The sequence below is a fragment of the Natrialba sp. SSL1 genome (genome assembly GCF_001861355.1).
In the GTDB taxonomy this organism is placed as follows: domain Archaea; phylum Halobacteriota; class Halobacteria; order Halobacteriales; family Natrialbaceae; genus Natrialba.
In genome coordinates, this window is the sequence record NZ_MASN01000035.1 from 221,816 (window position 1) to 245,221 (window position 23,406).

The following is a 23,406-nucleotide window of genomic DNA, read 5'->3' on the forward strand; positions in this document are numbered from 1 at the left end:
GTCGATAATGGGGAACGGACAACTACTTTCCACGGCGACCGAGGAAACTGCGCGTACACAGACGCCGACTCCGAAATCAGTCACCGACGACGTCGTGCTCGAACTCGACGGCATCGGGAAGTGCTACGGCGCTGAGACCGTCATTTCAGACCTCTCGTTATCCGTTCACGACGGCGAAATTCTCACCCTGCTCGGCCCCTCCGGCTGTGGCAAAACGACAACCCTTCGGCTGATCGCCGGTCTCGAAGAACCCGACGCCGGCTCCGTCCAACTTCAGGAGGCCGCCGTCGCGGGTAACGGACAGTTCGTTCCGCCGGAAGAACGCGGTGTCGGCGTTGTCTTTCAGGAGTTCGCCCTGTTCCCACACATGTCCGCCCGGGAAAATATTGCCTTCGGGCTTCAGGAATGGGAACCCGACGAACGCGACGCCCGCGTCGCGGAGCTACTCGAGATGGTCGGGCTCGCAGACCATGGAGACAACTACCCGAACGAACTATCGGGCGGGCAACAACAGCGGATTGCGCTGGCGCGTTCGCTCGCGCCCGAACCGGAGATGCTCTTGCTCGACGAGCCGTTCTCGAACCTCGATGTCGACCTGCGTGTAGAAATGCGCGAGGAGGTGCGCCGAATCATCAAGGAAGCCGGTGTGACGGCGATCTCGGTCACGCACGATCAGGAGGAGGCGCTCTCGATTTCGGACCGTGTCGCGGTGATGAACGACGGCCAGATCGAACAGATCGACACGCCAGAGCGCGTCTTCCAGCAGCCCAAATCGCGCTTCGTTGCGGGCTTTCTCGGCCACGCGAGTTTCCTCTCAGGTGAGGTCCACGGCGACCACGTCGACACCGCGCTCGGGCGTGTGCTGCGCGACGACGTCAACGGACTCGCCCACCAGTACGATGGAACCGGTCTCGACCTCCTCGTTCGGCCGGACGACGTGACGGCGCTGCCGGCGGCCGACGGCGAAGCGAACGGCCGGGTCGTCTATCGACGATATCTTGGGCCGACGGTTCTCTACCGCGTCGAACTCGATACCGGCGAGACGATCGAGTGTATGCACAACCACTCCGACCGGATCGACCTAGACGAACGGGTTGCAGTGCGCGTCACGGCCGACCACGAACTCGCCTGGTTCCCCGCAGACCAGCGTGATCGTGCGCCGGCGACGGCAGCCGACTGACTGCGTTTTCTCGACTTCGTAACCACGGCAAGCCCCCACTCAAGACAGGCGACGGCTCGGACCCTGTCCGCTATCCCGACGTTCAGCCCGCACACCCACTAGCAGCCGCTTTTGCGACTGCACGGCACACAACTCTTAAGCCGAAACCGTTCGTAGCCGTGGGCATGCATAAGGATGAACTCCTCGAACTCCACGAAGAACTCGTCGTCATTATGGAGTACTTCGAAGAGCGCGAGGAGGTCGACGAGGGCCTTTTCGAGCCGTACCACCAGCTCGACGTCGACCCCTCGCACGTCCACAAATCGAAGAGTGAACACAAACACGCGGTCTTCGTCCTCGGAAACGCCCTCGCAAAGGGAATGAGCGAAGACGAGTTCTCGAGTGCCGGCCGAATTGGCAAGCGGATGAAAGAACTCGCAGAGGATGCCGAATCGAAAATCTAGGCGAAACGTATTTGTTGCACTTCCCGCTTGTTGAACTATGGACCCGCGCACGCAAGAGCGCGTCGAGCAGTGGGATTCCCGTCCGTTCAGCGGTGGATTCGATGACCTGTCTACTCTCGCTGACAGTGACTTTTCGGGAGCCGTCGCTGCCGGTGGCGCGTGGCTGTTTATGCTTAATGGCCGCGTTGTCGGCACTGTCGACGGCGAGATAACAGACTTCGAGGACGCGAGTGGCACCGTTTATCGCGCACCAGATCCCTCGTTGCCGTTGCTTTCTGTGATGGAAGAGCGCGGCGGCAACGTACAGGCACAGTACTACACCAACGAGACGCCGCTCCGAGAGGTCGACCAGACGCTTCAGGACGGCTCGTTCACGGGGTATATCGAACTCAGTGAGAACGTTCTTAGTGGGGACTACTACGCTGTCTACTACGGCGGTCGACGGATGGCCGCGGCCTACATCGGCAACGCCGAGCGCCTGCTGACCGGCGACGAGGCGTTCGAACGAGCCGACGACGAGGTTGGAATCTACAAGGTATTCAACGTCGATATCGACGTGACTGATATTCCGGGGACGAGTGCGACTGCCGGGACGCAGGCAGACACAGCAGAGACCAGCTCAGGGGCCGACGCTTCCGATTCGGCGGGCGTCGATACCGGAATCGACAACGCAACTGACGCTTCCGACACCGCGACCGACTCCGCGACGCGAGCGGAACCAAGCGTCGACCCGACCGAGTCTGCAATCGACCAGCTCGATGTCTCTGGGACCGGTGGAAGAACAGGGACAGGGACAGGGGCAGAGGCAGGAACGAGCGCAGGACCCGAAACGGACGTAACTGCGGACGAGGACACAGATCAGACCCTCACGACGGATTTGACGCCCGAGTCGGGGACCGACACCGACGCCGGTACCAGTACCAGTACCAGCACCGGTGCCGACACCGACACTGACGCCGAATCCAACACCCAGCCACGGTCCACACCCGAATCCGGCATCACAACCGAGGACTCGAGTTCGATCGTCGACGACGAGTCGGACGTGCCGGCAGGGATCACCGCGCCGACGGAGTCCGAGACCGACGAGTCCACGGAGCAGACGGAACCTGTCGTGGGGTCCACGACTGGGGCAGACACGGGCGAGACGCCTGCCGATGAGAGCCAGTCGGGGCTGTCGTCGACGCCTGACCCAGAGACGGTCGAGGCGGCCGCGGAGGAACTCGACCAGAGCGATATCTCCTGGATCGAGGACGACGCTGACGACGCCGATACCGCTGGCACGCCGGAGGCGACGCCGGCACCGCCCGCACCTGACCACGCTGGGTCCGGCTCGGAGTCGATGACGGCTGCAGATGAGTCGGCCGAGCGCGACACCGATAGCGGCACAGGCGCTGGCGCTGGTTCTGACGCTGACGCCGACAAAGGCGAAAACGAACACGAACACGAAGGCGAGGCCGAGGGCGAAGCGGAAGGCGAACTCGACCAGCAACTCGAGGCCGAAGAAGCCTGGCGCGAAACGCGGTCGATTCCCTCGATCGATCCCGACAACTCGGCCGCGGGCGACTCGAGTAGGGCCGCTCCCTCGCGCGCGGCGAACGGTCGGTCCCGCTCGGGGGCGCAGTCGGGGACAGAGTCTGCTTCTGGTGCGAGTGCTGGTGCTGCTGGGTCCGGTTCCGGTTCAAGTTCCAGCCCCGACTCTCGTTCCACATCGTCCACAGACTCACACAACGGGCAGGCGGCCCAGGCTGAATCAGCACGATCACAGCCAGCCAGCGACCAGCGCAACCGCGAGCAGTCCGCCGACGCGAACCGCAACGGCACAGCCAACGGTGGCGACGACGCACACAAGCGCAACCTCGCTCAGTACACCCAGCGTATCGAGGAACTCGAGCAAAAACACAACGCGCTCGCAGAGAAGGCCAGAGAGCTCAAGAGTGAACGCGACGAGCTCCGTGCCGAAAACCAGCAACTGACGAGCACCGTCGACTCGCTTCGCACACAGATCAGTGAACTCGAGTCCGAACTCGAGCAGGCGCGGGCTGGTGATGGTGGTGGTGGTGGTGGTGGTGCCCAGTCTGGATCCGGGTTCGACGCCGAAACACACCTCTCGCCAACGGAGGCGCTCTCGGGAACGAACCTCTTCGTACGCTACGACTCGAAGAGCCAGCCGACGCTCGAGACGGCACACGATGGCGCAGCAGATCGTAACGAGGTCGCCTCGAACCTGCGACTCGAACACCATACCGAGTTCGAGGCCGACAGCGTCGCCGTCGACGGCCAGCCGTACGAGACCTACCTTCAGGAGACGATCGAGTATACGTTCGTCGACTGGCTCACCGAGATGGTGCTCTACGAGATTCGCGATACAGGCAACGCGGACGGACTTGCAGACCTCTACGACGCCATCCCGCGAATCGATCGGGCCGAACTCGGGGCGACGATTTCGCTCGCGGACGACGATACCGAAGACGTCCCCGACGAGGTCACCTTCGATGTCGTTGCGTTCGACAAAATGGGGAACCCGCTCATCCTGGCGACGCTCAACGATTCGCGCGAGCCCGCGAGTCAGGAGCTACTCGAGGAACTCGAGGTCGCCGCCTCGGCGGTCAAGGCGAACTATCCGGATCTCGCGGCGGCAGTCGCGGTCACCTCGAGTTACTTCGAACCGGGGGCACTCGAGGTGACGGAGCAGGCGACCAGCAGCGGCTTCCTGAGTCGGGGATCGAAGCTGAGTTACGTGAACCTCTCGCGCAAGAGTGGCTATCACCTGTGTCTGGTGGAGTCGCGCAGCGAAGGGTTCCACATGAACGTGCCTGAGTTGTAGGAGGTGTTGTGATCGTCGTCGGAGTGGTTGAGCGCCGTCGGGTTTTCCGCTGTTCGGCTTGCTCGTTGTGCTTTTTCCGCGTTCCGTTTCCTGCGTCTCGATGGGCGACGTGTACCACGTGGGTACCAACCAGCTCAGGTCCCACTGCGCGCAAGCGTCGCTCGGTTCGAACTGTGTCGTAAGTAAGAGAGACAGATCAGTGTGGCTCCACTGACCGAGACGGGTAGAGGAGTGGAGGGCAACGGCGTAACATAGCCGCTGTCCGTCTCCGGTGGTCTGGCCCGGTGAAACCCGCTGGTGATCTGTTCGATCGAATCGATCTGAGAGTAGTCTCTGGACTCGTCGCGTCGTTCGGAACCGATTACCCTTCGACTTCAGCGACGTCTTCGATCTTCATGCCGTCGAGCTTGTCGACGATGTCGTCGATTTTGCCGTCGAGTTCGTCGACGAATTCGACGGTGCGCTCGGTCTTGATCGCACCCTGGCTGGAGGGCTCGATGAGGTTCTCTTCTTCGAGGACACGCAGCGAGTAGCGTACCTTGTGGTGTGGGTAGCCGGTCTCGTTGGACATCTTCACGATACCAATCGGTTCGTTTTCGATGACCATCTTCAGGACCTGCAGATGTCGTTCGAGCATATCGACTTCCTTCTCAAGTCGGTCTATCATGGCATTTGTTAACTTGTCTTTGTACCCTTTAAAAGTTACTCTCCGAGATTGAGACGACCACTCTCAACCCGATGCTCGTTTTTGCCAGTAGTTAACGCTTCCGCTTGCGACGCTATACGATGAACGATTATGACGGTAGACAGCGCTGTACGGCCGATTCTGAGCCGAAACTGTTCGACCGTCTATCAGGGGGCGGCTAAACTAGGAGCCTGACTGCGTGCGTCGTGTGTGACTCGTGGACAGCTATCGGCGGCCGAACACGCGTATTCTTGTCCGCACCTCCGCAGGAAGTATGCATCGGTGTGCATAGATCGATCGTCGATCCCGGGGGATACCCCCAGTGATACCGTAATCTGTTTATCGGATCGGCAAGAATCCGCCGCTGTTATGACCGTCACAATCGTCGGGGCTCAACTCGGCGACGAAGGCAAGGGCGGCGTCGTCGACCTCTACGGCGACACCGCTGATGTCGTGGCCCGCTATCAGGGCGGCGACAACGCCGGACACACCGTCGTCCACGACGGCGAGAAGTACAAGCTCTCACTCGTGCCGTCGGGCGCCGTCCGCGGGAAAGTCGGCGTTCTCGGCAACGGCTGCGTGGTCAACCCACGGACGCTGTTCGACGAAATCGAGACGCTCCAGGAGAAAGGGCTCGACCCAGACGTGCGGGTCGCAGAACGCGCCCACGTCATCCTGCCGTTCCACCGCGTCCTCGACGGCATCGAAGAAGACGTCAAGAGCGAAGACGACCAGGAAGTCGGCACGACCGGTCGCGGCATCGGCCCAACCTACGAGGACAAGGCCGGCCGCCGCGGCGTCCGCATCGGCGACCTGCTCGATCCCGACGTGCTCCGGGACCGACTCGAGTACGTCGTGCCACAGAAGCGCGCGCTTATCGAGGACGTGTACGGTACCGACGTTTCGGACCTCGACAATCCGGACGCGTTCGACGTCGACGCGCTCTTCGAAGAGTACCGCGAGATCGGCGAACGACTCGCCGAGCAGAATATGACCGTCAACGCTAGCGCGTTCCTCACGGACGCGATGGCCGATGGCGAGACCGTCATGTTCGAGGGTGCACAGGGAACCATCATCGACATTGACCACGGGAATTACCCCTACGTCACGTCCTCGAATCCGACTGCGGGCGGTGCGGCTGTCGGTACGGGACTCAGCCCCAACGTCATCGCCGAGGGAGAGATCATCGGTATCGTCAAGGGCTACCTCACGCGTGTCGGGAGCGGCCCACTGCCGACCGAACTCGGCGGCGTCGAAGGCGACACGCCCGGCTACGACGAGCAGGGCGACGGCGAGAACGAGGAACTCGCGACATACATCCGCGAGGAGGGTGGCGAGTACGGCACCGTCACCGGTCGCCCGCGCCGCGTCGGCTGGCTCGACATGCCGATGTTGCGCCACTCCGCGCGCGTCAACGGCTTCACCGGCCTCGCGATCAACCACATCGACGTGCTCGCCGGCCTCGACGAAGTGAAGATCGGCCACAGTTACGAACTCGACGGCGAGGAACTTCTCGCAATGCCCCCAACGACCGAGGAGTGGGGTCGCTGTGAGGCGACGTTCAAGACGTTCGAGGGCTGGGACAACGTCGACTGGGCAGCCGTCGCCGAGGAGGGGTACGACGCCATCCCCGAGAACGCACGGACGTATCTCGAGTACATCAGCGACGAGCTCGACGCGCCGATCTACGCAGTTGGCGTGGGTCCGGGTCGCGAGGAGACTGTCGTCGTCGAGACGCCGACGGGCGCGGAGTAGGGCGATCCTAGCGCGGTCGTGGCCGCGATCGCGACCGCGATCACGTCTCCAACTGCAACTCAGTACACTACGAGATCGGATACAACAACTGCTTTTGCTCCTCTGGCCAGTAGAACTCGCCGTTGTAGTAGATCGGCCGAATCGTGTTCGAGATGTACTCGTTGAGTTCGTCCGGTGTGACCTCGTGTGTGATCGTCGCTGGAATCAGTCGCTTTCGGTCGGACCGACTGCCCCGCCAGTGTGCCCCAACCGGATCGACCGGGAACGGGACGGAGATACCTCGAACCAGACCGTCGTCGGTCTCCTGTAGCGACTGGATCTCCGATGGCTGCCACTTTGCGACGAAGCGGTGCGTGCCGTCACCGACGACGACACCGCCTGTGTCGTTCGTCTGGACGGTTGCACAGGTGTGGGCCGTTGCGAGACTCTGTCCGTAGAGGAGGAGTTCGCCGACGGTCGTCACCGCCTGGAGGTCGCGTTCGGACGCTGCCGTCCGATAGCCCGCCACGCCGGCGATGCTTCCCGTCTCGATCAGTTTCCACGCGACGTCGACAGCGTTCGCTGCGTCGAGCTGGAACAGCCCGACCTCGTTGGTCGGCAGCGCCGATGGCGACAGAACGCCGTCCGTGCACGCGAAGCCGACGCCATCCTCGTCACAGTCACCAATGTAGTGTAAGAAGTCCGCTCCGGCCGCAAACACGTCCGCGAGTTCGACCCGCGTCGGATCGTCGACCCGGTCAACCCGTGGAGAGACCGCATCTGACCGACGCCGGTAGGTATCGACGATACGCTCACGCGCGGATTCGGGGATGTGCTCGGTCGCAAAGACGACGACGACGCTTCGCTCGTCCGACTGTTGCTCGAGATCGGAGAGACGGTTCTCGTAGGCCTTGGGATGGGCGACAAACGGTGAGCAGTTGGCCGTCGACTGGTGAGGAGTGGGAGACGAAGACGTGGCTGTGGCTGCGGACGAAGATGCAGACTGAGACTCAGACCCAGATTCAGATTCAGATTCAGACCCAGCGACAGCCGCAGACGAAAGCGAGAATCGCGGTCCGTCCATCGTACACTCGCCATCCTCTCCTGCACACTCCGGATCCGCAAGTACACCGTGGATTCGCCGCTGCCCCACGAGCCGATCGTCGAGCGACGCTCGCTCGCCCGGGCTATTCTCCAGATAGCGGTCCAGATCTACGTCGAGACCGTCCGTCGCTGACACTCCCTGTGGCTCTCCACACTCACCCGCATTCTCACTCGTACCCTCGTGCACTTCCTCATCCTGCTCTCCGTCCCCATCCCCATCTCCAGACACGCCAGCCGGCACACCAGCCGACGCAGCCGTCGACACGGAAGCACCACGCTCACTCGAACTCGAGTCCACCGGCACCTCGATCGCGGCCATATCGTAGAGCAAGTGGGGCAACACGCTGACGAGGTCCGTCGTCGGCGACACCGTCATTCGATACGGCCACTGTGGAAGCACCGCCTCGATCGGCTGAGCCGGGAACGAGAGGTACGTCTGCACTCGCTCGGCGATCGACATTCCGGGACAGCCCGAGAGGTCGATCCCCGCCGCTGTCAGCGCATCGTACTCGAGTACCGTCGGTTCCGTTGGTTCGAGCCAGGAGACGAGCAGGTCGAGGAAGAACGTCCGTCGCAGAAGCGAGCGGACGTCCGCCGCGAACGCGGGTCCAGCGGCGAATTCGTGGTGGAGTCCGATCGTCGGTGCGCGCAACAGCGGCGCCCGTTCGTTCGCATCGAGGGAAGCTTGCGCTGTCGTTCGAACTCGTGCGCCGAGATAGTACGCGAGTGGAGCCGCGATGAAGAGTGTCGAGCGGTCGGGCGGAACGACGAATTCGAGATCGGTGTCGGGTGTGTCCTCGCGAACTGACGGTGGGACGTGTGTCTCCGTCACGGCGGGATCGATCTCGAGCAGCGGCGGGTAGCCACGGTAGTTTCGGTGAACCCGGTCTGCGGTCGTGGTTCCGATCGACGCGGAGAGGTGTGAGAGGGCAGTTGCGATGCCGTCGGGCGTCGGTGAGACTGTGATTTCGTCGCGCGGATAGTCGACCGGCGATTTGAACCCGAAGGTCACTCGCGTGGGGTGTTCGAAGGAGATGGTCATCGGCCCGCCCGACCGGTTTTTGATGACGGCGGATGCGTCGAATCGGAGGCGGATGTAGAGACCGACTTCGAACCGACAGACGTACGCGCCGTTACTGAGAGAGACTTCCTGATCGCCAGCCTCGACGGAGACGCGTGCGTTGGTGTCGTCGCCTATGTTTGAAGGTGTATTTGTGGGTGGATTCGCGTCCGGGGGCCCGTTCTCGTCTCCATCATGTGTGCGTGATTCGGGAGCGTTGCTGTCGGTTTCGAACGCAACATCCGATTGCGGCGCATCCCCGTCGAGGCGCTTGATATCGACCATGTTCAGCAGATCGTACCGGATTTCGGAGACGCGGCCGGTGATGGTCGCATCGATCGGTTCGTCGAACGTGTGTTGGTCCTCGAGCCGGTCCCAGCCAACCAGTCCGAACGAGGTGGTGTTGCCGGCGATATCTCGGGCCTGCAACGTTGTCCCGTGCACCGAAATCGTCACGGGATCAGTGACTGTCGTGTCGGTCATCGCCATCCCTCCAGCTGGTGGCGGGTGAGTTCCCAGTCGAACTTGTGTTGGTGCTCGTGTTCGTGTCCGTAGCCGTATCTGTGACTGTGGCTATGGCCGTTTTCACGTGCGTGGTTGCGCTCCCCATCAGCACCGTCGCGCTCTGTTGACAGTGAGCGGTCGAGCCCGCGGTCTGTCTCGCCATCAGTATCGGCATCACCCCCGAGACGACAGTTTGTAAACTCGAAGCGCGCACCGGTGTCATCTGTTGTGCCCTCACCGTCTGCCGACGGAACGGCAACCGTCCAGCCGTGTTCCGTTGCGATCTGCTCGACGATCGCCAGTCCGAGCCCGGTGTTCTCGGCCCTTTCGGTGTATCCGGATTCGAAGATGTCCTCGCAGCGCTCGGGTGGGATGCCAGGACCGTCGTCTTCGACGGCGAAGCCATCAGCTAGCTCCGTGACGCTCACTCTCACGTCGGGACCAGCGTGTTCGACTGCGTTCCGGAAGAGATTCTCGAACAGTTGCAACAGCCGCGTCCGATCGGCCTCGATGCACAATTGACTCGTCGTCTCGAGTGACGCGGCGTCGGTTTCGACGTTGTCCCAGGCGGCCGCCGCAACCGTGTCGAGGTCGACTGGGTCGGGGCTGTCGACTGTCTTCCCTCTCGCCATCGTCAGCACGTCCTCGATCAACCGCTCCATACGATCGTGTGCGTCCTGGATCTCCGCGAGTGCAGGCTGAACATCTGCCGGGGCGTCCTCGAGTGCGATGTCGAGGTAGCCATCGGCGACGTTGAGCGGATTCCGCAGGTCGTGGCTGACGATACTCGCGAACTGATCGAGGCGTTCGTTCTTGCGCTCGAGTTCGCGCTCCCGGAGTTTGAGGTCGGTCAGATCGGTGTAGATCAGATAGCCGCGTGTCGTCCCGTCGTTGGTGGCAACCGGGATGTTTCGGAGCAAGAACGGACGTGGACCGTCGGCGGTTTCGCGAACGACTTCAACGTCTGCACGCTCGGACAGTTTGGTTTCGACGAGTTGTGGCTGTACGTAGTCTGTCGACGTGGTTCCAGCGGTCGCGGACTGGTGGTGTGGCGGGACTGCCGCCGACGGAGTCGACGTATTTGACGGGTCCTGTACTGTTTGTGTCTGTGTCTGTGTCCGTGTCTCTGTCTCCCCCGGCTCGATAAGCTCCGTCAACGGTTCGCCCACCACAGCCTCGGCGTCGAACCCGAACACACGGATAAACGCCGAGTTGACCGCATCGACGACGTGCACCCCATCCTCGAGATGATACTGCAGCGCCGCATCGGGAACGTTCTCGAACAGCGCCGCGAACTGATCGCGCTCCGTCTCGAGTGCGCTCTCGTAGCTGACTCGATTTCGGGCGCTCGTCACCGTCGCGACGAACAACTCGCCGAGGTGACGGTCCGTCTCCGAGAAGGCGTTTGGCTCGGTCGCGTGGAACTGAACGACGCCGCCGTTCTCGAGTGGGATCGAGAGGACGGATCGGAAGGTGTCGCTCGTCGGGGTGGCATCGGTGTGTGTCGTCAGATCGTCGACGACGTGGGTTTCGTTCTCCCGGTGGGTTTTGCCGGCGATACCGGCGTCGGCCGCAAGCGGCGAGGCTGGGATCAGACGGGTCGTGTAGCTCGCCTGTGGCTCGAAGACGCCGTCTTCGACCGTACAGATGATGGCCGTATCGAACTCGAGGACGCGGTCGGCCGCACGAACGGCACGCGTGTATACCTCTGTGACTGAACCGAGCGTGTCGAGTTCGGACGCGAGACGGCCGAGTGCTGCGACACTGTCGACGAGAGGGGAAGAAGCCATCCGTCGCGGTCACCTCAAAACGGCGCTCGAATGCATTGGTACTGTGATGCACAGTTTCGTATATATGTTCACTGGTAGTGGCCGAACCGCGCCGACCGTTCCCGAAGCCTTTTGCTGTCTGCGATATGCCTTCCAAGTATGAAGGAGTCGTTGCTTGATATCCTGCGCTGCCCGCTCGACAAGCACGAACTGGAACTCGAAGATGCGACGTACGATGAGAGTGCTGACGGCGACGGCGAGGACGCAGCCGAAGTCGTCGACGGCACGCTCGTCTGTGCCGAGTGTGGCGAGCGCTACCCGGTCGAGGACGGCATTCCGAACCTGCTCCCGCCGGACATGCGAGAGGAGTCACCCGCATAGAGCCCACCGGAGCGTCAGTCGACACGACTGTGTCAAACGACGGAAGCTACTTGTAACTGGCACCAGACCACTATCTGTATCTGTACCGTGACCAGGTCCGAATCCACACCACCATCCACATCGTCGCGCGAGAACGAGTCGGCGGCCAGTACCACGCAGGGAACGACCGACTCGCGAGTCAGCGAGAGTGACACAACCGGAACGACGGTGCTACCGGTCCACGTCGACCGCAAACAGGAGGACGCACTCTCACCTGCGCGCAACGCACTCGAGACGAACTCCTCGTTCGTCGTCGAACTCCACGGGCAGGGCTCGCCGGCACACGTCCACTGCCGACTCGACGGCGACATCACACGCGTCGCCTCGCTTCGGACCCCCAACTATTACATCGAACCCGACGCCGTAACGCCGGTTCCCATCGACATTACCGCCGACGGACTCGACCAACCGGTCCGCGGGGAACTCGAGTTGCTCACCGGCTACGGATCGGAGTCCGTCTCGATTGCGGTAACGGTGACGCCGGAACCGACAGGCGTCGACGTCGACGACTCACTCGCCGCACCAGCGCGCTCGGCGGACGACGAACAGCAGACGCTCTTCGAGGAGGTGACGACGCAGCTCGGAGTCGAGCTAGACACGGGGACGATCGCCGTCATCGGACTCGGGATCTTCGCGCTCGCGCTGGCGGTCGCGGTTACCTCCGCGGTCGGTGGACCGGTTGCGACACTCGGTGTCGGAATCGTGTTCGCCGGCGTCGCGGCTGCACTGCTTTTGCTGTACTGGTAGACGTACGTCCAGCAGAAGACCTGGGTGTCGCGGTTCTATTTCGTCAGTCGGATTTAGATTCGGATTCGCCACCGGATGCAGACTCAGACTCGGACTCGGACTCGGAGTGCTCTCGCATCTCGAGTGTACCCTCGTCCGAGAACCGCTTCGCCCGCAGATATCGTGCGCGGTAGCGATTTGCGCCGTCGTTGACGTCCGCCTCACGAATCTCGTCCGTTCTGCCGTCCGCAACCGCGTCGATTAGCTCCTCGAGTTGGTTGCGCTCGGTGGGCGTCAGTTCCAGTTCGTACGTGCGCTCGGACTCGGATTCGGCGATGGCCCACTTGCGCGCGGCGGCGACGACGAGCGAGCACGGCTCCCGGCAGGGGAACGGCCCGTCACCGCCGTTGGCGTCGAGTTCGTCGCCGTCCTCGTACTGCCACTCCCGCCGGCGCAGACACTGCGAGTCGACACAACAGGCTTCGGCCATCCAGTCGACGGCCTCGCGGGGGAGTTCCGAGACGACCTCGTAGATACCGCTCTGGCGGTCTGCAGTCTCGGTCCAGTGGTCGACATCCAGGTTGCCCTCCCGCTCGCGGTGCCAATTTGCAATCGTCGCCGGGTAGAAGAAGCCGACGGCGTCGACGAGTTCCTCGCCCGAGAGGCCCGTAAAGGCCCAGCCGGTTTCGAGTGTCGGCGCGGTTTTCAGCGGTCGGTACCGCCCGTCTTCGTCGTAGGTGGCGATCTCGCGCGCCTCGCGCGGGTCGTCGTACACCGTGAGGTCGGCAATGTCCGTCTCGGCGTCGTCGACGTGCCAGAGGTCGTAGACCCGTTCGCCGTCGGGATGGTCGACATCCGCGAAGCGGGTAGTGATGCAGAGTTGGCCCCACTCGCGGTCGATGCCGTCCTGGAGGGCAGCGTAGCGGTCCGGGACGGCTCCGATGTCAGTGCCGGTGCCGGTGCCGATGCCGATGCCGGTGTCGGTGTCGCCGTCAGCGGACTCGTCTCGAGTCCCCTCCACGAGCGGCGCGCGCTCACACCACCGCAGGAACGCCCGCCGGGCAGTTCCCTCGCCGCCGACCGTCTCCTGCCAGTAGTGCCAGTTCGTTACGTACGCCGCAACGCCCCCGATCTCCTCGCCATCGAGGAGGGACTCGAGTGCACTCCGCTCGAGATCGGGTTGGTGAATGTCGGCGTGGTCGATGGTGAGCGAGAACTGTCCCGTTTCGTTGCGGGTGGCTTGGAGGCCGTCGAATGTGACGGAAGACGGGTGCTCGTCGTCCGCAGCAGCGGTAAGCGTCGCCAGTAGCCGCTGTGTGGCGCTCGTGGAACTGTCGTCCATTCGTCAGTCACCCGCCTGGCTGTGTCGTTCAGCGTCGCCGTCAGCGCCGCTCGCTGTGCTCGTCCGGTGGCGAACGCGGTCGATTGCGTCGCCGAGTTTCGCACCTGCGTCGGCCGCGCGCTCGAGAAGGACATCGGCCATCAGGCCCTCGGTGCCGACTGCGCCGGCGTACCAGATGCGGTGGCCGTCGACCTCGGCGGGGACATCCCAGCCGAGTCGGTAGTCCTCGGTCAAGCCCATGTCCTCGGGGATGTCCTCCTGTGTGTGGTAGCCGTCGGCGATGAAGAGCGGGACGACGACGATGTCCTCGCTCTCGAAGAAGTCCGTCACGTCGTCGACCTCCGGTTCTTCGTCCATGAACACCGCCTTGGTCTCGTCGAAGCGGCCTCGCTCACGGATGCGTTCGGTGTGGTACTCGATCGCCTTCGCCGAATTCTCGTTGCGCTCGGTGCCGTGACCGACGACTGCGAGGCCGACACCCTCACCCACGTCGGGGTCTTCGGTGACGCTTTCGGCGCGCTGGACGATTACGTCCGTCATGGCGTCGTGCGTGCCGACCGGGCCGCAGTAGTGAATCGTCTTGCCGACGTCCGTCGCCTCGAGGGTGACCTGCGAGGCACTGGTGCCGTCCGACTCCCACTTGTCGGGGTCCCAGTCGTCGAGGCGGAGTTCGCGCGGGATGACCTGCTCGGTGAAGTAGCCCTCGCTGATGAACAGCGGGACGACGAACACCTCGTCGGACTCGAGTGTGCGGATCACCTCGCGGAAGTGCGGTTCCTCCTTCCAGAACGCCTCGCGAACCTCGTCGAACGCGCCCGTCTCGCGGATCGTGTCCGCGTGGGCGTACGTCGGCGTCGAGGCATCCGGATTCAGGTGCGAGCCGTGTGCCGCGATGACCAGCGCTTGCATAGCTACTCGTTAGGAGGGGGATGGTTTATTCACTTCGTTGTTTCTGTCGAACCGGGAACTCGGAGTCGGAAATTGGAAAGAAGATGTTTGGCATCGAAAATCAATATTTGGAATTAGTAGTCCGTTCGTCCACTCACTTCCTTTCGTCGTCCACTACCCGTGCGTTCAGCTCACGGATGGCGAGACCGCGATCACAGTTTCAAATTTCCGGATCACAACGCACAGACTGCCTATCAGCCCGTTACCTCTCAAATCGTCAGTTCGGCACCCCTCAAATCATCGGTCTGGTAGCTCTCACACCGTCAGCTCTGTCCGTGCCTCACACGTCGTTTCCCGCGCCTGTAACTCCGCGACGACGGTAAACTCGCCCGACTGTGGCTCCTCCCACTCCGCCTCGTAGGTCGCCTCCTCGTCCGGATCGAGTTCATCGGCGCTCAGCATCTGGGCGAACATCCGCCCGTCTGTATAGCGCCAGACCTCTCGGCCCTCGTCCTGGACGACGAACTCCGCCTTGCAGGCGTCCGAAAACCGCAACGTTGCCGTCTCCGTTCCTTCGTTTCGCACTGTGAACGCGAGCGCGACGGTGTCCGACCCCGTCGCGTCCGACGATACTGTCGCGTCGAGTCGTCCCTCGAGTGCCATACGTCCGCATCTCCCCCACGGCCCATAATTGTTCGTCCGGATAGCTGGTAAGACGAACGCGGATCGACGGTGAACTCGAGTACGCGCCCCACTCGAGTTGAGTCCCGTCCACGGCGACAGCGAGGAGTATATTTGCCCCCACCCCCAACGAACGCGCGTGCAAGTGGTCGGCTACGAGCCGAGCGGGCGCGGTTCGGCTCTCCTCCTCGCGAACGGCGACGCTGACGGCGACGACGTCGAGCACCGGCCACTCGAGTCCGGCGACGAACTCACCTACGCGCTCGGCGAGCGCCACTGCGCCGGCACCATCGGCGAGGCCGGCCACATCGCCTGCGACCGCGCGTCGGCACCGTACTGCGAATTCCACACGAGTACCTGGGTCTGTGCCCGCTGTACGGGCACCTGCCTGAAAGACGAGATGGACTGCTACGAGGAGCACGCGGTCTACATCGCCGCCTTCGCCCCCGACACGTTCAAGGTCGGCGTCACCCGCAGCTGGCGGCTCGAAACGCGCCTCCGCGAGCAGGGAGCCGACCGGGCGGCGCACATCCACACCGTCTCGAACGGGAAGATTGCCCGCGAAATCGAGGCCGACATCGCCGACTGGCTCGTCGACCGCGTCCGTACCGGCCCGAAGATTGCCGCCCTCGCGAGCAGCGTCGACGAGGACGCCTGGGACGACGTGCTCACGGAATTCGACGTCATCGAGCGCTTCGAGTTCGACTACGAATTCGAACCCGTACTCGAGTCCCGGCCGGTTCGAGAGACGATCGCGTCGGGGACGGTTCGCGGTGTGAAGGGGCGAATTCTCGTGGTCGAGAAGGGTGGGACGACCTACGCAGTCGACATGCGTGATCTGGTCGGCTACGAACTCGAGGACGGCGAGACCGAGCGGGAGTTGCAGTCGTCGCTTGGCTCGTTCGGGTGAGCACCAGTCGCTGCTGTGCCCTGTGTTTGAACGACTCCTCGCCTGGAATACTGTCACGCCGACTGCTCACTTGTCCTCCTCGCCGGCGTACACCTCCTCCCATGTCACGTCTGCCGATTGCTGCACTGGCTCCAGATAGATTCGTCCCCACTGGATACGGTCGTCGACGATACCCTTGATGACGACGCCGCGAACGTCCACCGCGTCGCCGTCGGTCTGTGTTCCGTGCATTCGAAGTTCGATCCAGGCTGTGTCGCCGTCGACAGTCACTCGCGGAAACTCGACCGCGATGTCGGGCGTCGTTTCGAACAGCTGGACCCAGTTCTCACGAACCTGGTCCCGTCCGGCGAAGGACCGCTCGGGGTGGGCGGGCGTCTCACTTCGATAGTCCTCGTGAAAACAGTCGAGCAGCGCGTCGAGGTCGTGGTCGTTCATCGACCGTCGAAACCGATCCACGACGCTCATGGTGGTTGTTTCCATACACCATACTCCGCTGCCAGCGTCGATAAACACGAGGGTAGGGTGCAGTGGGAAGAAGGTAGTCCGTCGTACAGTCCGTTCCTCGAACTGTTCCTGCCTTCACTCGCCGATGACCGACGCAGTCCGTACGACCGTCGCGAACTCACCGTCTAGCTGCGCCAGCGCCGTTTTGTGCATCGTCTCCGCGTCGAACGCCTCGCCGCCGAACGTCCGATCGAACGTCGCGGTCGCGTCGGCGACCAGCCGAACGTCGAAGCCGCGATTCTCGGCCATCCGCGTCGTCGTCGAGACACAGTGGTCCGTCGTTAGTCCAGCGACCACGAGCGACTCAATGCCGCGCTCGCGCAGCCAGGACTCGAGTGCAGTGTCGACGAACGCGCCGTTGACTGACTTGGCAAACGTCTGCTCGTCGTCCTGGGGTTCGAGGGCGGGTTTGAACGCGAATCCAGGCTGGTCGCGCCGAAGTGGTGACGTTGCCTCTGTTGAAGCGTGGCGGACGTGGACGACGGGGCGCTCCGTCTCGCGCCAGTGTGTGAGCAACTCGGCGGCTCGATCCTCAGCGTTGGGATTGTTTCGTGTGCCCCAGGCGGAGTCGTCGAAGCCCGTCTGGAAGTCGACGAGGACGAGTGCGGCGTCCTGCAGGGGGTCGTCGATCGAGTCACGACCAGTCATGACAACCTCGCTGCCGGCTTCGGATGCTCGCGCGTGACGGTGATCGGACACTCCGTGGGCGCTTGCTCCTCGTCCGAGGAGAGCATGTACTGGGGCCACTCCCGGTCGCCGTCGACACCCCAGTCGCCGAGGTCGGCGTGCGGACAGACGCCGTCGTACTCTTCGAGACGGTCCTGAATCACGTCGCGGGCGCGCTGGCCGGCCTCGTACTCTGCAGTAACGTTCAAATTCTCGAACAGCGCCCGCGGCTGGAAGGTAATCTCGAGGCCAATCGGACAGTAGCGACTCTTCCGCGTGTCGTAGAACGGCGCGCGACAGGTCGGGAACATCGGCTCGCCGCCCAGACAGAACTCCCAGTGCTTGTCGTCTGGATCCGTCGGAATATCCTCGGGCCAGGGCTCTGGATCGTGCAGGTGCAGCGTCTGCAGGATGTGCCAGAGCGCGTCGTGGTACTCGCGCTCCGAGAGCGGCTCCTCGGGCGGCTTGAAGAACGTGACGAGCGACGCGCGTCCGGCGTGGTCCTGGTAGACGTCGAGGTACTCGAGTACCCGGTCGCGCAGGGTCAACAGGGCGTCGGCGTCGCTCATCGACGGGACGGCGGTGTAGATCGGTTCGCCCGCGGCGACCGATTCCGCACCGAAGAAGCAGGGGAACGGCGAGTCGTTCCGCTCGCCGAGCAGTCCCTCCTGGAAGGAGTCCCAGTGGTCGGCGACCCACTGCGGTGTTTCACCGGCCTGGACGCGCCGGTCGAGCGTTTCTTGATCCATCAGTGATTGAATGCCTCGCTCGTTCATACCTGTCGCCGTTGGTCGGGGCTCAGGAGCGAACGGCGAAAACGATGCCGGTTCAGGAAGGTGTGACGAGGCTGCCGTCTCCGTTCGGCTTTATTCCGTGGTGTCTCGCGTCTCGTGTGTATCGTCGCCGGCAGCGACGATCTGGTCACCCGTCTCGAGTGTCGCGCCCTCGAGTAGCCGTGCGCGCAGGCCGCCGCGGTGGACGAGCGCGTCGCGGATACCCTCGCGTTCGAGGTGGCGCTCGAGATACGAACACGGCTCGCAGAGTTCGATTCCCTCACAGAGGGCGTCACCGACGCGAAAGCGACTGCCGACGAGGTGGTTCAGTGCGATACCAGTTGTCGTGATGTTTCGCCGGTGAACGCCGGGTTCGAGGTCGATGTCGTAGTCTCGTTCGACGGCGGTGAGCGTCTCGCGTTCGATGAGCGTGAGGTCGCTGCCCTCGCGGTCCTCGAACGTTCCCTCGGCGGTGTAGTAGCGGTCGCCTTCGAGTCCGCGGCCGGCGACGGCCTCGACGCGCTCGACTAACTCCGGTGGTGCACCCTGTTCGGGTGCGATATGTATCGCGTGAATCCGCCCGGTCATACCGTTGCTCTGGTGTCGAGTCGAGATAGTCGTTGGGCTTCAGCGTGGCGACAGGCCGCGTTCGACACCGGCTGTCTCGGCTGTGACGCAGTGCAAAATACGTCAGCAACCCCGAAAACATGGCAATCCTTTTCCGCGGCGGTCAAGAATCCGAGGGTATGACGGACGAAACCGAACCTGACAACGGTAGCGACGGCGGCGACGAGGGCGAAGAGAAATCCTTCCGAGAGCGCGTCGAGGAAATCCGCGAGAAGCGCGCCGAAGAAGGCGAAGGCGAGGGTGAGCCCCCAGAAAGTCCGTTCGGTGGCGGCGGCCCCGGCGGCATGGGTGGCGGCGGCAACCCGTTCGCACAGATGATGGGCGGCATGATGGGCGGCGGCCCAGGCGGGCCGGGCGGCATGGGCGGCGGTCCAGGCGGCCCAGGCGGCAGCGAGGAGGTCGGCAACGAAGAACTCGTCCGCGAAGTTCGCCAACTGCGCGACGAGATGCGCGACCAGACGCGCGCGCTCAAGCGGATCGCTGACGCGCTCGAGGACAACTAGCGTCGTAGCGGTGAATCGTTGAGTACCGTCGGTGCGCAGCGTTCACCATCCATTTTCGGACTCCGTCACCCAGAAACGCCGAGTGCCAACAACGAGCAATAGCGTTGCCCCAGGTTAGGCGCGCTCCGGTTCAGGGTCCGAGCCCGTTTCAGGTTCTGACTCCGACGGCGTCGTGTCGCGCGTTCCAGCGTCCGCGTTCGGTTCGGAACCGGAGGAACCGGATGAACCGGAGGACGAGCCCGGATTCGGATCCGCATCCGGTTTCGTGTCCGTGCCCGTGCCCGAACCCGTACTTCTACTCGTACTCGAGTCCCGGAGCGTTGCGATCCACGCCGTGACCGACCAGCGGCCGACCAGCACGCCCGCGAGGACGACACAGATGTAGGCGAGGACGATGCCTGCGGCCACGTCGATCGCCCAGTGGATACCCAGGTACATCGTCGAAATCGCGACCGAGACGCCGAGACCGGTCGCGAGGAAGAACCACTTCGGATAGATCGCCCGGGTTCGGAACGCGAGGAACGTCACGGTTGCCGCAAGCGAGGTGTGCAGCGACGGGAAGACGTTCGTGTTCCGGTTGACCTGTCGCGTGAGGTGCTGATACTGGGGATACGTATCGTACAGCAGCGCGTCCACCAGTTCCGGCATCATGTTCCGCGGCCCGTAGGCGACGATGAAAACGTAGATCCCGAGTCCAAGCACGTAATTCAGCGTGTACGCCGTCAGGAGCTCGCGCAGCGGGCGCGTATTCGAGAGCGCGAAGTAGGCGATGACGGGGAAGACGAGCAAGAAGACGTAGCCGTAGATGTAGATGAACGAGAAGTACGCCGTGATCGCCGGCGCTTCGAACGACTGCAGCCAGAGGATGAACTCACCCTCGACGTCGTAGATCGGCCACGTGAGATTCCAGTGAATCATCCAGGAGACGTCGGGACCGTACTGTCTCGCGACGCTGTTGAACAGCAACACGGCAGCGAGGAGCGCCGTCACCGGTGCCGCCGCCCGAACGCGAGCGCGCCACTCGAGTCGCGTATCTCGCAGACGGTAGCGACCGACGAAGACGGCAATCGAGACGAGCACCATGAGCGTGACCACGACGGTCAACTGGAGGAGGACTTGCGTTAGCATCAGTGTCTCACCCGGAGGTTCCCGTCATCGTCGTAGCGCAGTCCCGCCTCCTCGAACGCGTCGCGTGCTGCCGCCACGTCGAGGTCGCCGTCAGTTCCGAGAAACGGCGTCTCGGGATCGGTCCCGTTCCAGGCGAGCGAGTCGGGGACCCACTCCTCGACGACCGGCGTCGCGATCGGCTCTGCGTAGCCGTGAAACACCTCTTCGACCAGGTGTTCCTTGTCGAGCAACTGGGCGACGACCCGCCTGAATCGCGGATTGGAGAACGGTGCCTTCCGCGCGTTGAACCCGACGTGGTAGAACGACCACGAGGGGGACTCGAGTACCGTCGTTTCCGGAATCTCCTCGTCGTCTTCGAACACGTCGTCGACGACGTAGGACTCGAGCGTCGAGAGCGTCACGTCGGCGCTGTCGCTCTCGACGAGTTCGATCGCAGACGTACTCCGCGGGTCGATCTGGATACGCAGGCGCTCGCTCGTCGGTTTGGGGAGGTCGACGCCGTCGCGGCGCGTGAAGTGCTCGTCGAAGCGCGCGAGGGTAACGTGCTCGCGGTCGGTTCGGTCCTCGAACTGGTAGGGACCGCTGCCGATTGGGGGCACGTTGTCGGTGACGAGCGCCTCGGTCGTCCCTTCGGCAACCGTGACGCCGCGGAGGCTCGCCTGGTCCGTGCGCTCGTCCCAGATGTGTTTCGGGAGGATCGGCACCGCCAGTGCACGCTCGGCGACCGGCTGGCTCGTTGCAACGGTGAACTCGAGTTCGGTCTCGTTCACCTCGGTTACGTCGTCGATTGCGGCGACGTGGCCGCGGTAGTGGGGGGCCGGTGCGGAAAAGCGTCGACTGCCGCGGGTCGTGTCCGCGAGGAACTCGTAGGTGAAGGCGACATCCTCGGCAGTGAGCGAGGTTCCGTCGTGGAACGCGCAGTCGTCCCGGAGAGTGACGGAGAGCGTCTCGTCGTCGGTCCACTCCCAGTCGGCGGCGAGCCAGGGCGTGAGATCAGGCGTTGCGTCCGGTTCAGCGGGGGTGTCGGTGTCGGCATCCGACTCCTCATCCCCATCCCCAACACCAACCTCGGCCCCGGCCCCACCGCCGTTAGCCGGCCACTGTGTTACCGCGAGCGGATCGTACAGCAGCCCGACGACAATATTTCGCTCGCGGTACTCCGCCGACAGCGGGTTCAGGTTCTGTGACGGTCGCGCATCCGTATTCACCGTCCGCAGTTCCGCCGCCGCGTCCTCGGACTGTGGCTCGAGGCCGAGATAGCCAAAGCGCGTCGCCGGATGTCCGTCTCCCCAGCCCTCGAACCGATCCGAGCGCGCGAGTCTGATCTCCGTCGGCCGACAGATCGGGATGAACGGCTGCTCGCGCGCAACCGACTCGAGTGTCGCTGTGATCGCGTCTTCGCGGTCGGTGTTCTCGTTGGTATCGTCGCCGTCTCCGTTTCCAGTCCCGCCCGCGGCGACTCGCTGTGCATCCAGTCGATCGTCGAGAGCCAGATTCGTCAGTCCGAAGGGGTTCTGCCAGCCGGCTTCCTCCGCGAAGCGCGAGTGGAGCAGTTCATAGAGGAAGTCCGGCGTCGTGTCGCCAGGGTGGGGGCCGACGTAGAGATCGAAGTCGTGGTTGACGAGGATCGCGCGCCGAAACTCCTCGTGTGAGAGCATATCGATCGCGATGTCGACGCCGACGGACTCGAGTGCGGAGCCGACGGCGCGGGCGAGCTGGATGCTTTCCCGGTCGCCGTCGGCGGGCACGGTGGAGATGGTCAGCGAGAGCGGTTCGACCTCGTCGCGGTTGACGATGCTCCGTACTTCGCGGATACAGCCGCTCGTCGAGACGGTGAGGCCGGCTGTCGCGGCGAGCATCGACCGGCGACTGAGACCGCTGCGAGCGGCGTCGTCGCTGGCGTGTGTGTGGTGTTCCGGGCTGGCTGACGGGGCGGGGTCGCTCATTAGGTCCGTTGCCACAGTTCGCCCGTGGTGATATAACAGTATTGCGCTGCAGCGTCGCCCCGCGGAATGTGTGGTGTCGACGCCGACGTCTCCTCAGACGCCGTCCTCTCCCTGCTCGCGGTCCGGTTCCGGTCCGGATGCAGTCTCGCCTCGTCCGGCGGCTCGCACGCGCTCAACGGCAGTAGACAGCGACCAGCGGCCGACGAGATGCTTTGCGAGGACGACGCAGACGGCGGCGAGGACGAGGCCGGCGACCACGTCGATCGCCCAGTGGATACCGAGGTACATCGTCGAGATGATGACGCTCGTCGCGAGACCGACAGCGACAGGGAACCACGCCCGGTACTGGTCACGGGTCATGTAGGCGAAGATGGCGACGGTCGCCGACAGCGAGGTGTGCAGCGATGGGAAGACGTTCCGGTTCTGGTTGACCTCCGTTGTAAGGTGAATATACTCCGGATTCGCGTAGTAGAGGTGTGTCGCGTCCATCCCCTCGATCATAACGTTTCGCGGCCCGTAGGCGATCACGAGCAGGTAGAAGGCGAGCCCGATCACGTAGTTGAGTGAGTACGCCGTCAGCAGTTGGCGGAGGACGACGGTGTTCGAGAGCGTGACGTAGGCGACGATCGGAAATATCAGCACGAACGCGTAGACGTAGACGTACGCAACCGAGAAGAACGTCGTCACTTCGGGTGTCGCGATCGATCGAAAGAGCAGGACGAAGTCGCCCTCGAGCGAGTAGAACACCTCGGTCATGTGTACTCCGTACGCCTGCGAGATCTCGTACCCGTCCTGGCGCATGATCCGGTTGAGACCAAGAATCGCGGCCAGGAGGGCGAACGCGGGAGCGCTCTGGCGAAGCCGCGGTCGCCACTCGGTGCGAAGCGAGGCGAGTCGTTCGCGGCCGACAAAGACAGCAAGCGAGAGCACAAGCGCGAGCGCAACGACGAACGCGACTTGTGTGAGTACTTGTACGAGCATGTGGAGTC

At 63.4% G+C, this 23,406-nt stretch carries 21 protein-coding genes; 8 read left to right on the forward strand and 13 right to left on the reverse strand.

The features are described 5' to 3' along the window. Positions 1-7: 7 nt before the first annotated feature. The 3 genes from BBD46_RS12065 to BBD46_RS12075 all read left to right on the forward strand — a co-directional run bounded on the left by BBD46_RS12065 (position 8) and on the right by BBD46_RS12075 (position 4,447). Complete coding sequence (locus tag BBD46_RS12065; RefSeq protein ID WP_071401950.1) at positions 8-1,180, forward strand: ABC transporter ATP-binding protein; 1,173 nt, start codon at positions 8-10, stop codon at positions 1,178-1,180. A 164-nt stretch (positions 1,181-1,344) separates the two neighbouring features. After that, complete coding sequence (locus BBD46_RS12070; protein ID WP_004216022.1) at positions 1,345-1,623, forward strand: UPF0058 family protein; 279 nt, start codon at positions 1,345-1,347, stop codon at positions 1,621-1,623. Between the two features lie 37 nt (positions 1,624-1,660). Further along, complete coding sequence (locus BBD46_RS12075) at positions 1,661-4,447, forward strand: DUF7527 domain-containing protein (RefSeq protein ID WP_071401951.1); 2,787 nt, start codon at positions 1,661-1,663, stop codon at positions 4,445-4,447. Between the two features lie 361 nt (positions 4,448-4,808). Here the strand turns inward: BBD46_RS12075 and BBD46_RS12080 are convergent, their stop codons facing one another. Continuing rightward, positions 4,809-5,114 (reverse strand): hypothetical protein, encoded by a 306-nt coding sequence (locus tag BBD46_RS12080; protein WP_006167237.1) that lies wholly within the window; start codon positions 5,112-5,114, stop codon positions 4,809-4,811. Positions 5,115-5,501: 387 nt separating this feature from the next. Here BBD46_RS12080 and BBD46_RS12085 point away from each other — a divergent pair, with 387 nt between their 5' ends. After that, positions 5,502-6,887, forward strand: coding sequence for an adenylosuccinate synthase (locus BBD46_RS12085; protein ID WP_071401952.1), 1,386 nt, complete (start codon positions 5,502-5,504; stop codon positions 6,885-6,887). A 67-nt stretch (positions 6,888-6,954) separates the two neighbouring features. Here the strand turns inward: BBD46_RS12085 and BBD46_RS12090 are convergent, their stop codons facing one another. Then, on the reverse strand, positions 6,955-9,513 hold the full coding sequence (locus BBD46_RS12090; RefSeq protein ID WP_394326828.1) for a hypothetical protein: 2,559 nt from the start codon (positions 9,511-9,513) through the stop codon (positions 6,955-6,957). Beyond that, positions 9,510-11,324 carry an ATP-binding protein gene (locus BBD46_RS12095; protein WP_071401954.1) on the reverse strand — a complete coding sequence of 605 codons (1,815 nt, stop codon included), beginning with the start codon at positions 11,322-11,324 and terminating at the stop codon, positions 9,510-9,512. The genes BBD46_RS12090 and BBD46_RS12095 overlap by 4 nt, the downstream gene beginning before the upstream one ends. Before the next feature lie 138 nt (positions 11,325-11,462). On the opposite strand from BBD46_RS12095, the gene BBD46_RS12100 reads away from it, so the two are divergent. Both BBD46_RS12100 and BBD46_RS12105 read left to right on the forward strand, forming a co-directional pair. After that, positions 11,463-11,684, forward strand: a complete 222-nt coding sequence (locus tag BBD46_RS12100; RefSeq protein WP_071401955.1) for a methytransferase partner Trm112 — start codon at positions 11,463-11,465, stop codon at positions 11,682-11,684. A gap of 87 nt (positions 11,685-11,771) precedes the next feature. Next, the gene (locus BBD46_RS12105; protein WP_071401956.1) at positions 11,772-12,470 is read left to right on the forward strand and encodes a DUF7524 family protein; all 699 of its coding nucleotides are present in this window, start codon (positions 11,772-11,774) and stop codon (positions 12,468-12,470) included. A 43-nt stretch (positions 12,471-12,513) separates the two neighbouring features. On the opposite strand, the gene BBD46_RS12110 is transcribed toward BBD46_RS12105, so the two are convergent. The 3 genes from BBD46_RS12110 to BBD46_RS12120 form a co-directional block, all read right to left on the reverse strand. Continuing rightward, a complete protein-coding gene (locus BBD46_RS12110) occupies positions 12,514-13,791 on the reverse strand; it encodes a DR2241 family protein (RefSeq protein ID WP_071401957.1) in 1,278 nt (425 codons plus the stop codon). A 3-nt stretch (positions 13,792-13,794) separates the two neighbouring features. Then, a complete protein-coding gene (locus BBD46_RS12115; protein WP_071401958.1) occupies positions 13,795-14,700 on the reverse strand; it encodes a CbiX/SirB N-terminal domain-containing protein in 906 nt (301 codons plus the stop codon). A 294-nt stretch (positions 14,701-14,994) separates the two neighbouring features. Beyond that, entirely contained in the window at positions 14,995-15,342 is a 348-nt protein-coding gene (locus BBD46_RS12120) for a BsuPI-related putative proteinase inhibitor (RefSeq protein WP_071401959.1), read from the reverse strand. 157 nt (positions 15,343-15,499) lie between these two features. On the opposite strand from BBD46_RS12120, the gene BBD46_RS12125 reads away from it, so the two are divergent. Beyond that, positions 15,500-16,270 (forward strand): DUF2797 domain-containing protein, encoded by a 771-nt coding sequence (locus BBD46_RS12125; RefSeq protein ID WP_071401960.1) that lies wholly within the window; start codon positions 15,500-15,502, stop codon positions 16,268-16,270. Positions 16,271-16,336: 66 nt separating this feature from the next. Here the strand turns inward: BBD46_RS12125 and BBD46_RS12130 are convergent, their stop codons facing one another. The 4 genes from BBD46_RS12130 to BBD46_RS12145 form a co-directional block, all read right to left on the reverse strand. Further along, positions 16,337-16,750, reverse strand: a complete 414-nt coding sequence (locus tag BBD46_RS12130) for a nuclear transport factor 2 family protein (RefSeq protein WP_071401961.1) — start codon at positions 16,748-16,750, stop codon at positions 16,337-16,339. Between the two features lie 99 nt (positions 16,751-16,849). Further along, positions 16,850-17,422, reverse strand: a complete 573-nt coding sequence (locus BBD46_RS12135; RefSeq protein ID WP_071401962.1) for a cysteine hydrolase family protein — start codon at positions 17,420-17,422, stop codon at positions 16,850-16,852. Further along, positions 17,419-18,216: a YqcI/YcgG family protein gene (locus BBD46_RS12140; RefSeq protein WP_071401963.1), complete on the reverse strand. Its 798-nt coding sequence runs from the start codon at positions 18,214-18,216 to the stop codon at positions 17,419-17,421. The genes BBD46_RS12135 and BBD46_RS12140 overlap by 4 nt, the downstream gene beginning before the upstream one ends. 90 nt (positions 18,217-18,306) lie before the next feature. After that, on the reverse strand, positions 18,307-18,801 hold the full coding sequence (locus BBD46_RS12145; RefSeq protein WP_071401964.1) for an MOSC domain-containing protein: 495 nt from the start codon (positions 18,799-18,801) through the stop codon (positions 18,307-18,309). A gap of 119 nt (positions 18,802-18,920) precedes the next feature. On the opposite strand from BBD46_RS12145, the gene BBD46_RS12150 reads away from it, so the two are divergent. Next, complete coding sequence (locus BBD46_RS12150) at positions 18,921-19,343, forward strand: hypothetical protein (RefSeq protein WP_171908200.1); 423 nt, start codon at positions 18,921-18,923, stop codon at positions 19,341-19,343. Positions 19,344-19,457: 114 nt separating this feature from the next. Here BBD46_RS12150 and BBD46_RS12155 read toward each other — a convergent pair whose 3' ends face one another. The 3 genes from BBD46_RS12155 to BBD46_RS12165 form a co-directional block, all read right to left on the reverse strand. Continuing rightward, positions 19,458-20,471, reverse strand: coding sequence for a phosphatase PAP2 family protein (locus BBD46_RS12155; protein WP_071401966.1), 1,014 nt, complete (start codon positions 20,469-20,471; stop codon positions 19,458-19,460). Continuing rightward, positions 20,471-22,417 carry an ABC transporter substrate-binding protein gene (locus BBD46_RS12160; RefSeq protein ID WP_071401967.1) on the reverse strand — a complete coding sequence of 649 codons (1,947 nt, stop codon included), beginning with the start codon at positions 22,415-22,417 and terminating at the stop codon, positions 20,471-20,473. Before BBD46_RS12160 ends, BBD46_RS12155 begins: the two co-directional genes overlap by 1 nt. A gap of 93 nt (positions 22,418-22,510) precedes the next feature. After that, complete coding sequence (locus BBD46_RS12165) at positions 22,511-23,398, reverse strand: phosphatase PAP2 family protein (protein WP_071401968.1); 888 nt, start codon at positions 23,396-23,398, stop codon at positions 22,511-22,513. Positions 23,399-23,406: the final 8 nt, after the last annotated feature.

Excerpts from the sequence above, each read along its gene's own strand:
- BBD46_RS12140 (WP_071401963.1), bottom strand. The coding sequence starts at position 18,216 with ATGAACGAGCGAGGCATTCAATCACTGATGGATCAAGAAACGCTCGAC.
- BBD46_RS12165 (WP_071401968.1), bottom strand. The coding sequence starts at position 23,398 with ATGCTCGTACAAGTACTCACACAAGTCGCGTTCGTCGTTGCGCTCGCG.
- BBD46_RS12115 (WP_071401958.1), bottom strand. The coding sequence starts at position 14,700 with ATGCAAGCGCTGGTCATCGCGGCACACGGCTCGCACCTGAATCCGGAT.
- BBD46_RS12100 (WP_071401955.1), top strand. The coding sequence starts at position 11,463 with ATGAAGGAGTCGTTGCTTGATATCCTGCGCTGCCCGCTCGACAAGCAC.
- BBD46_RS12130 (WP_071401961.1), bottom strand. The coding sequence starts at position 16,750 with ATGGAAACAACCACCATGAGCGTCGTGGATCGGTTTCGACGGTCGATG.
- BBD46_RS12080 (WP_006167237.1), bottom strand. The coding sequence starts at position 5,114 with ATGATAGACCGACTTGAGAAGGAAGTCGATATGCTCGAACGACATCTG.
- BBD46_RS12145 (WP_071401964.1), bottom strand. The coding sequence starts at position 18,801 with ATGACCGGGCGGATTCACGCGATACATATCGCACCCGAACAGGGTGCA.
- BBD46_RS12070 (WP_004216022.1), top strand. The coding sequence starts at position 1,345 with ATGCATAAGGATGAACTCCTCGAACTCCACGAAGAACTCGTCGTCATT.
- BBD46_RS12065 (WP_071401950.1), top strand. The coding sequence starts at position 8 with ATGGGGAACGGACAACTACTTTCCACGGCGACCGAGGAAACTGCGCGT.
- BBD46_RS12150 (WP_171908200.1), top strand. The coding sequence starts at position 18,921 with ATGGCAATCCTTTTCCGCGGCGGTCAAGAATCCGAGGGTATGACGGAC.
- BBD46_RS12135 (WP_071401962.1), bottom strand. The coding sequence starts at position 17,422 with ATGACTGGTCGTGACTCGATCGACGACCCCCTGCAGGACGCCGCACTC.
- BBD46_RS12110 (WP_071401957.1), bottom strand. The coding sequence starts at position 13,791 with ATGGACGACAGTTCCACGAGCGCCACACAGCGGCTACTGGCGACGCTT.
- BBD46_RS12095 (WP_071401954.1), bottom strand. The coding sequence starts at position 11,324 with ATGGCTTCTTCCCCTCTCGTCGACAGTGTCGCAGCACTCGGCCGTCTC.
- BBD46_RS12155 (WP_071401966.1), bottom strand. The coding sequence starts at position 20,471 with ATGCTAACGCAAGTCCTCCTCCAGTTGACCGTCGTGGTCACGCTCATG.
- BBD46_RS12085 (WP_071401952.1), top strand. The coding sequence starts at position 5,502 with ATGACCGTCACAATCGTCGGGGCTCAACTCGGCGACGAAGGCAAGGGC.
- BBD46_RS12160 (WP_071401967.1), bottom strand. The coding sequence starts at position 22,417 with ATGAGCGACCCCGCCCCGTCAGCCAGCCCGGAACACCACACACACGCC.
- BBD46_RS12075 (WP_071401951.1), top strand. The coding sequence starts at position 1,661 with ATGGACCCGCGCACGCAAGAGCGCGTCGAGCAGTGGGATTCCCGTCCG.
- BBD46_RS12120 (WP_071401959.1), bottom strand. The coding sequence starts at position 15,342 with ATGGCACTCGAGGGACGACTCGACGCGACAGTATCGTCGGACGCGACG.
- BBD46_RS12090 (WP_394326828.1), bottom strand. The coding sequence starts at position 9,513 with ATGACCGACACGACAGTCACTGATCCCGTGACGATTTCGGTGCACGGG.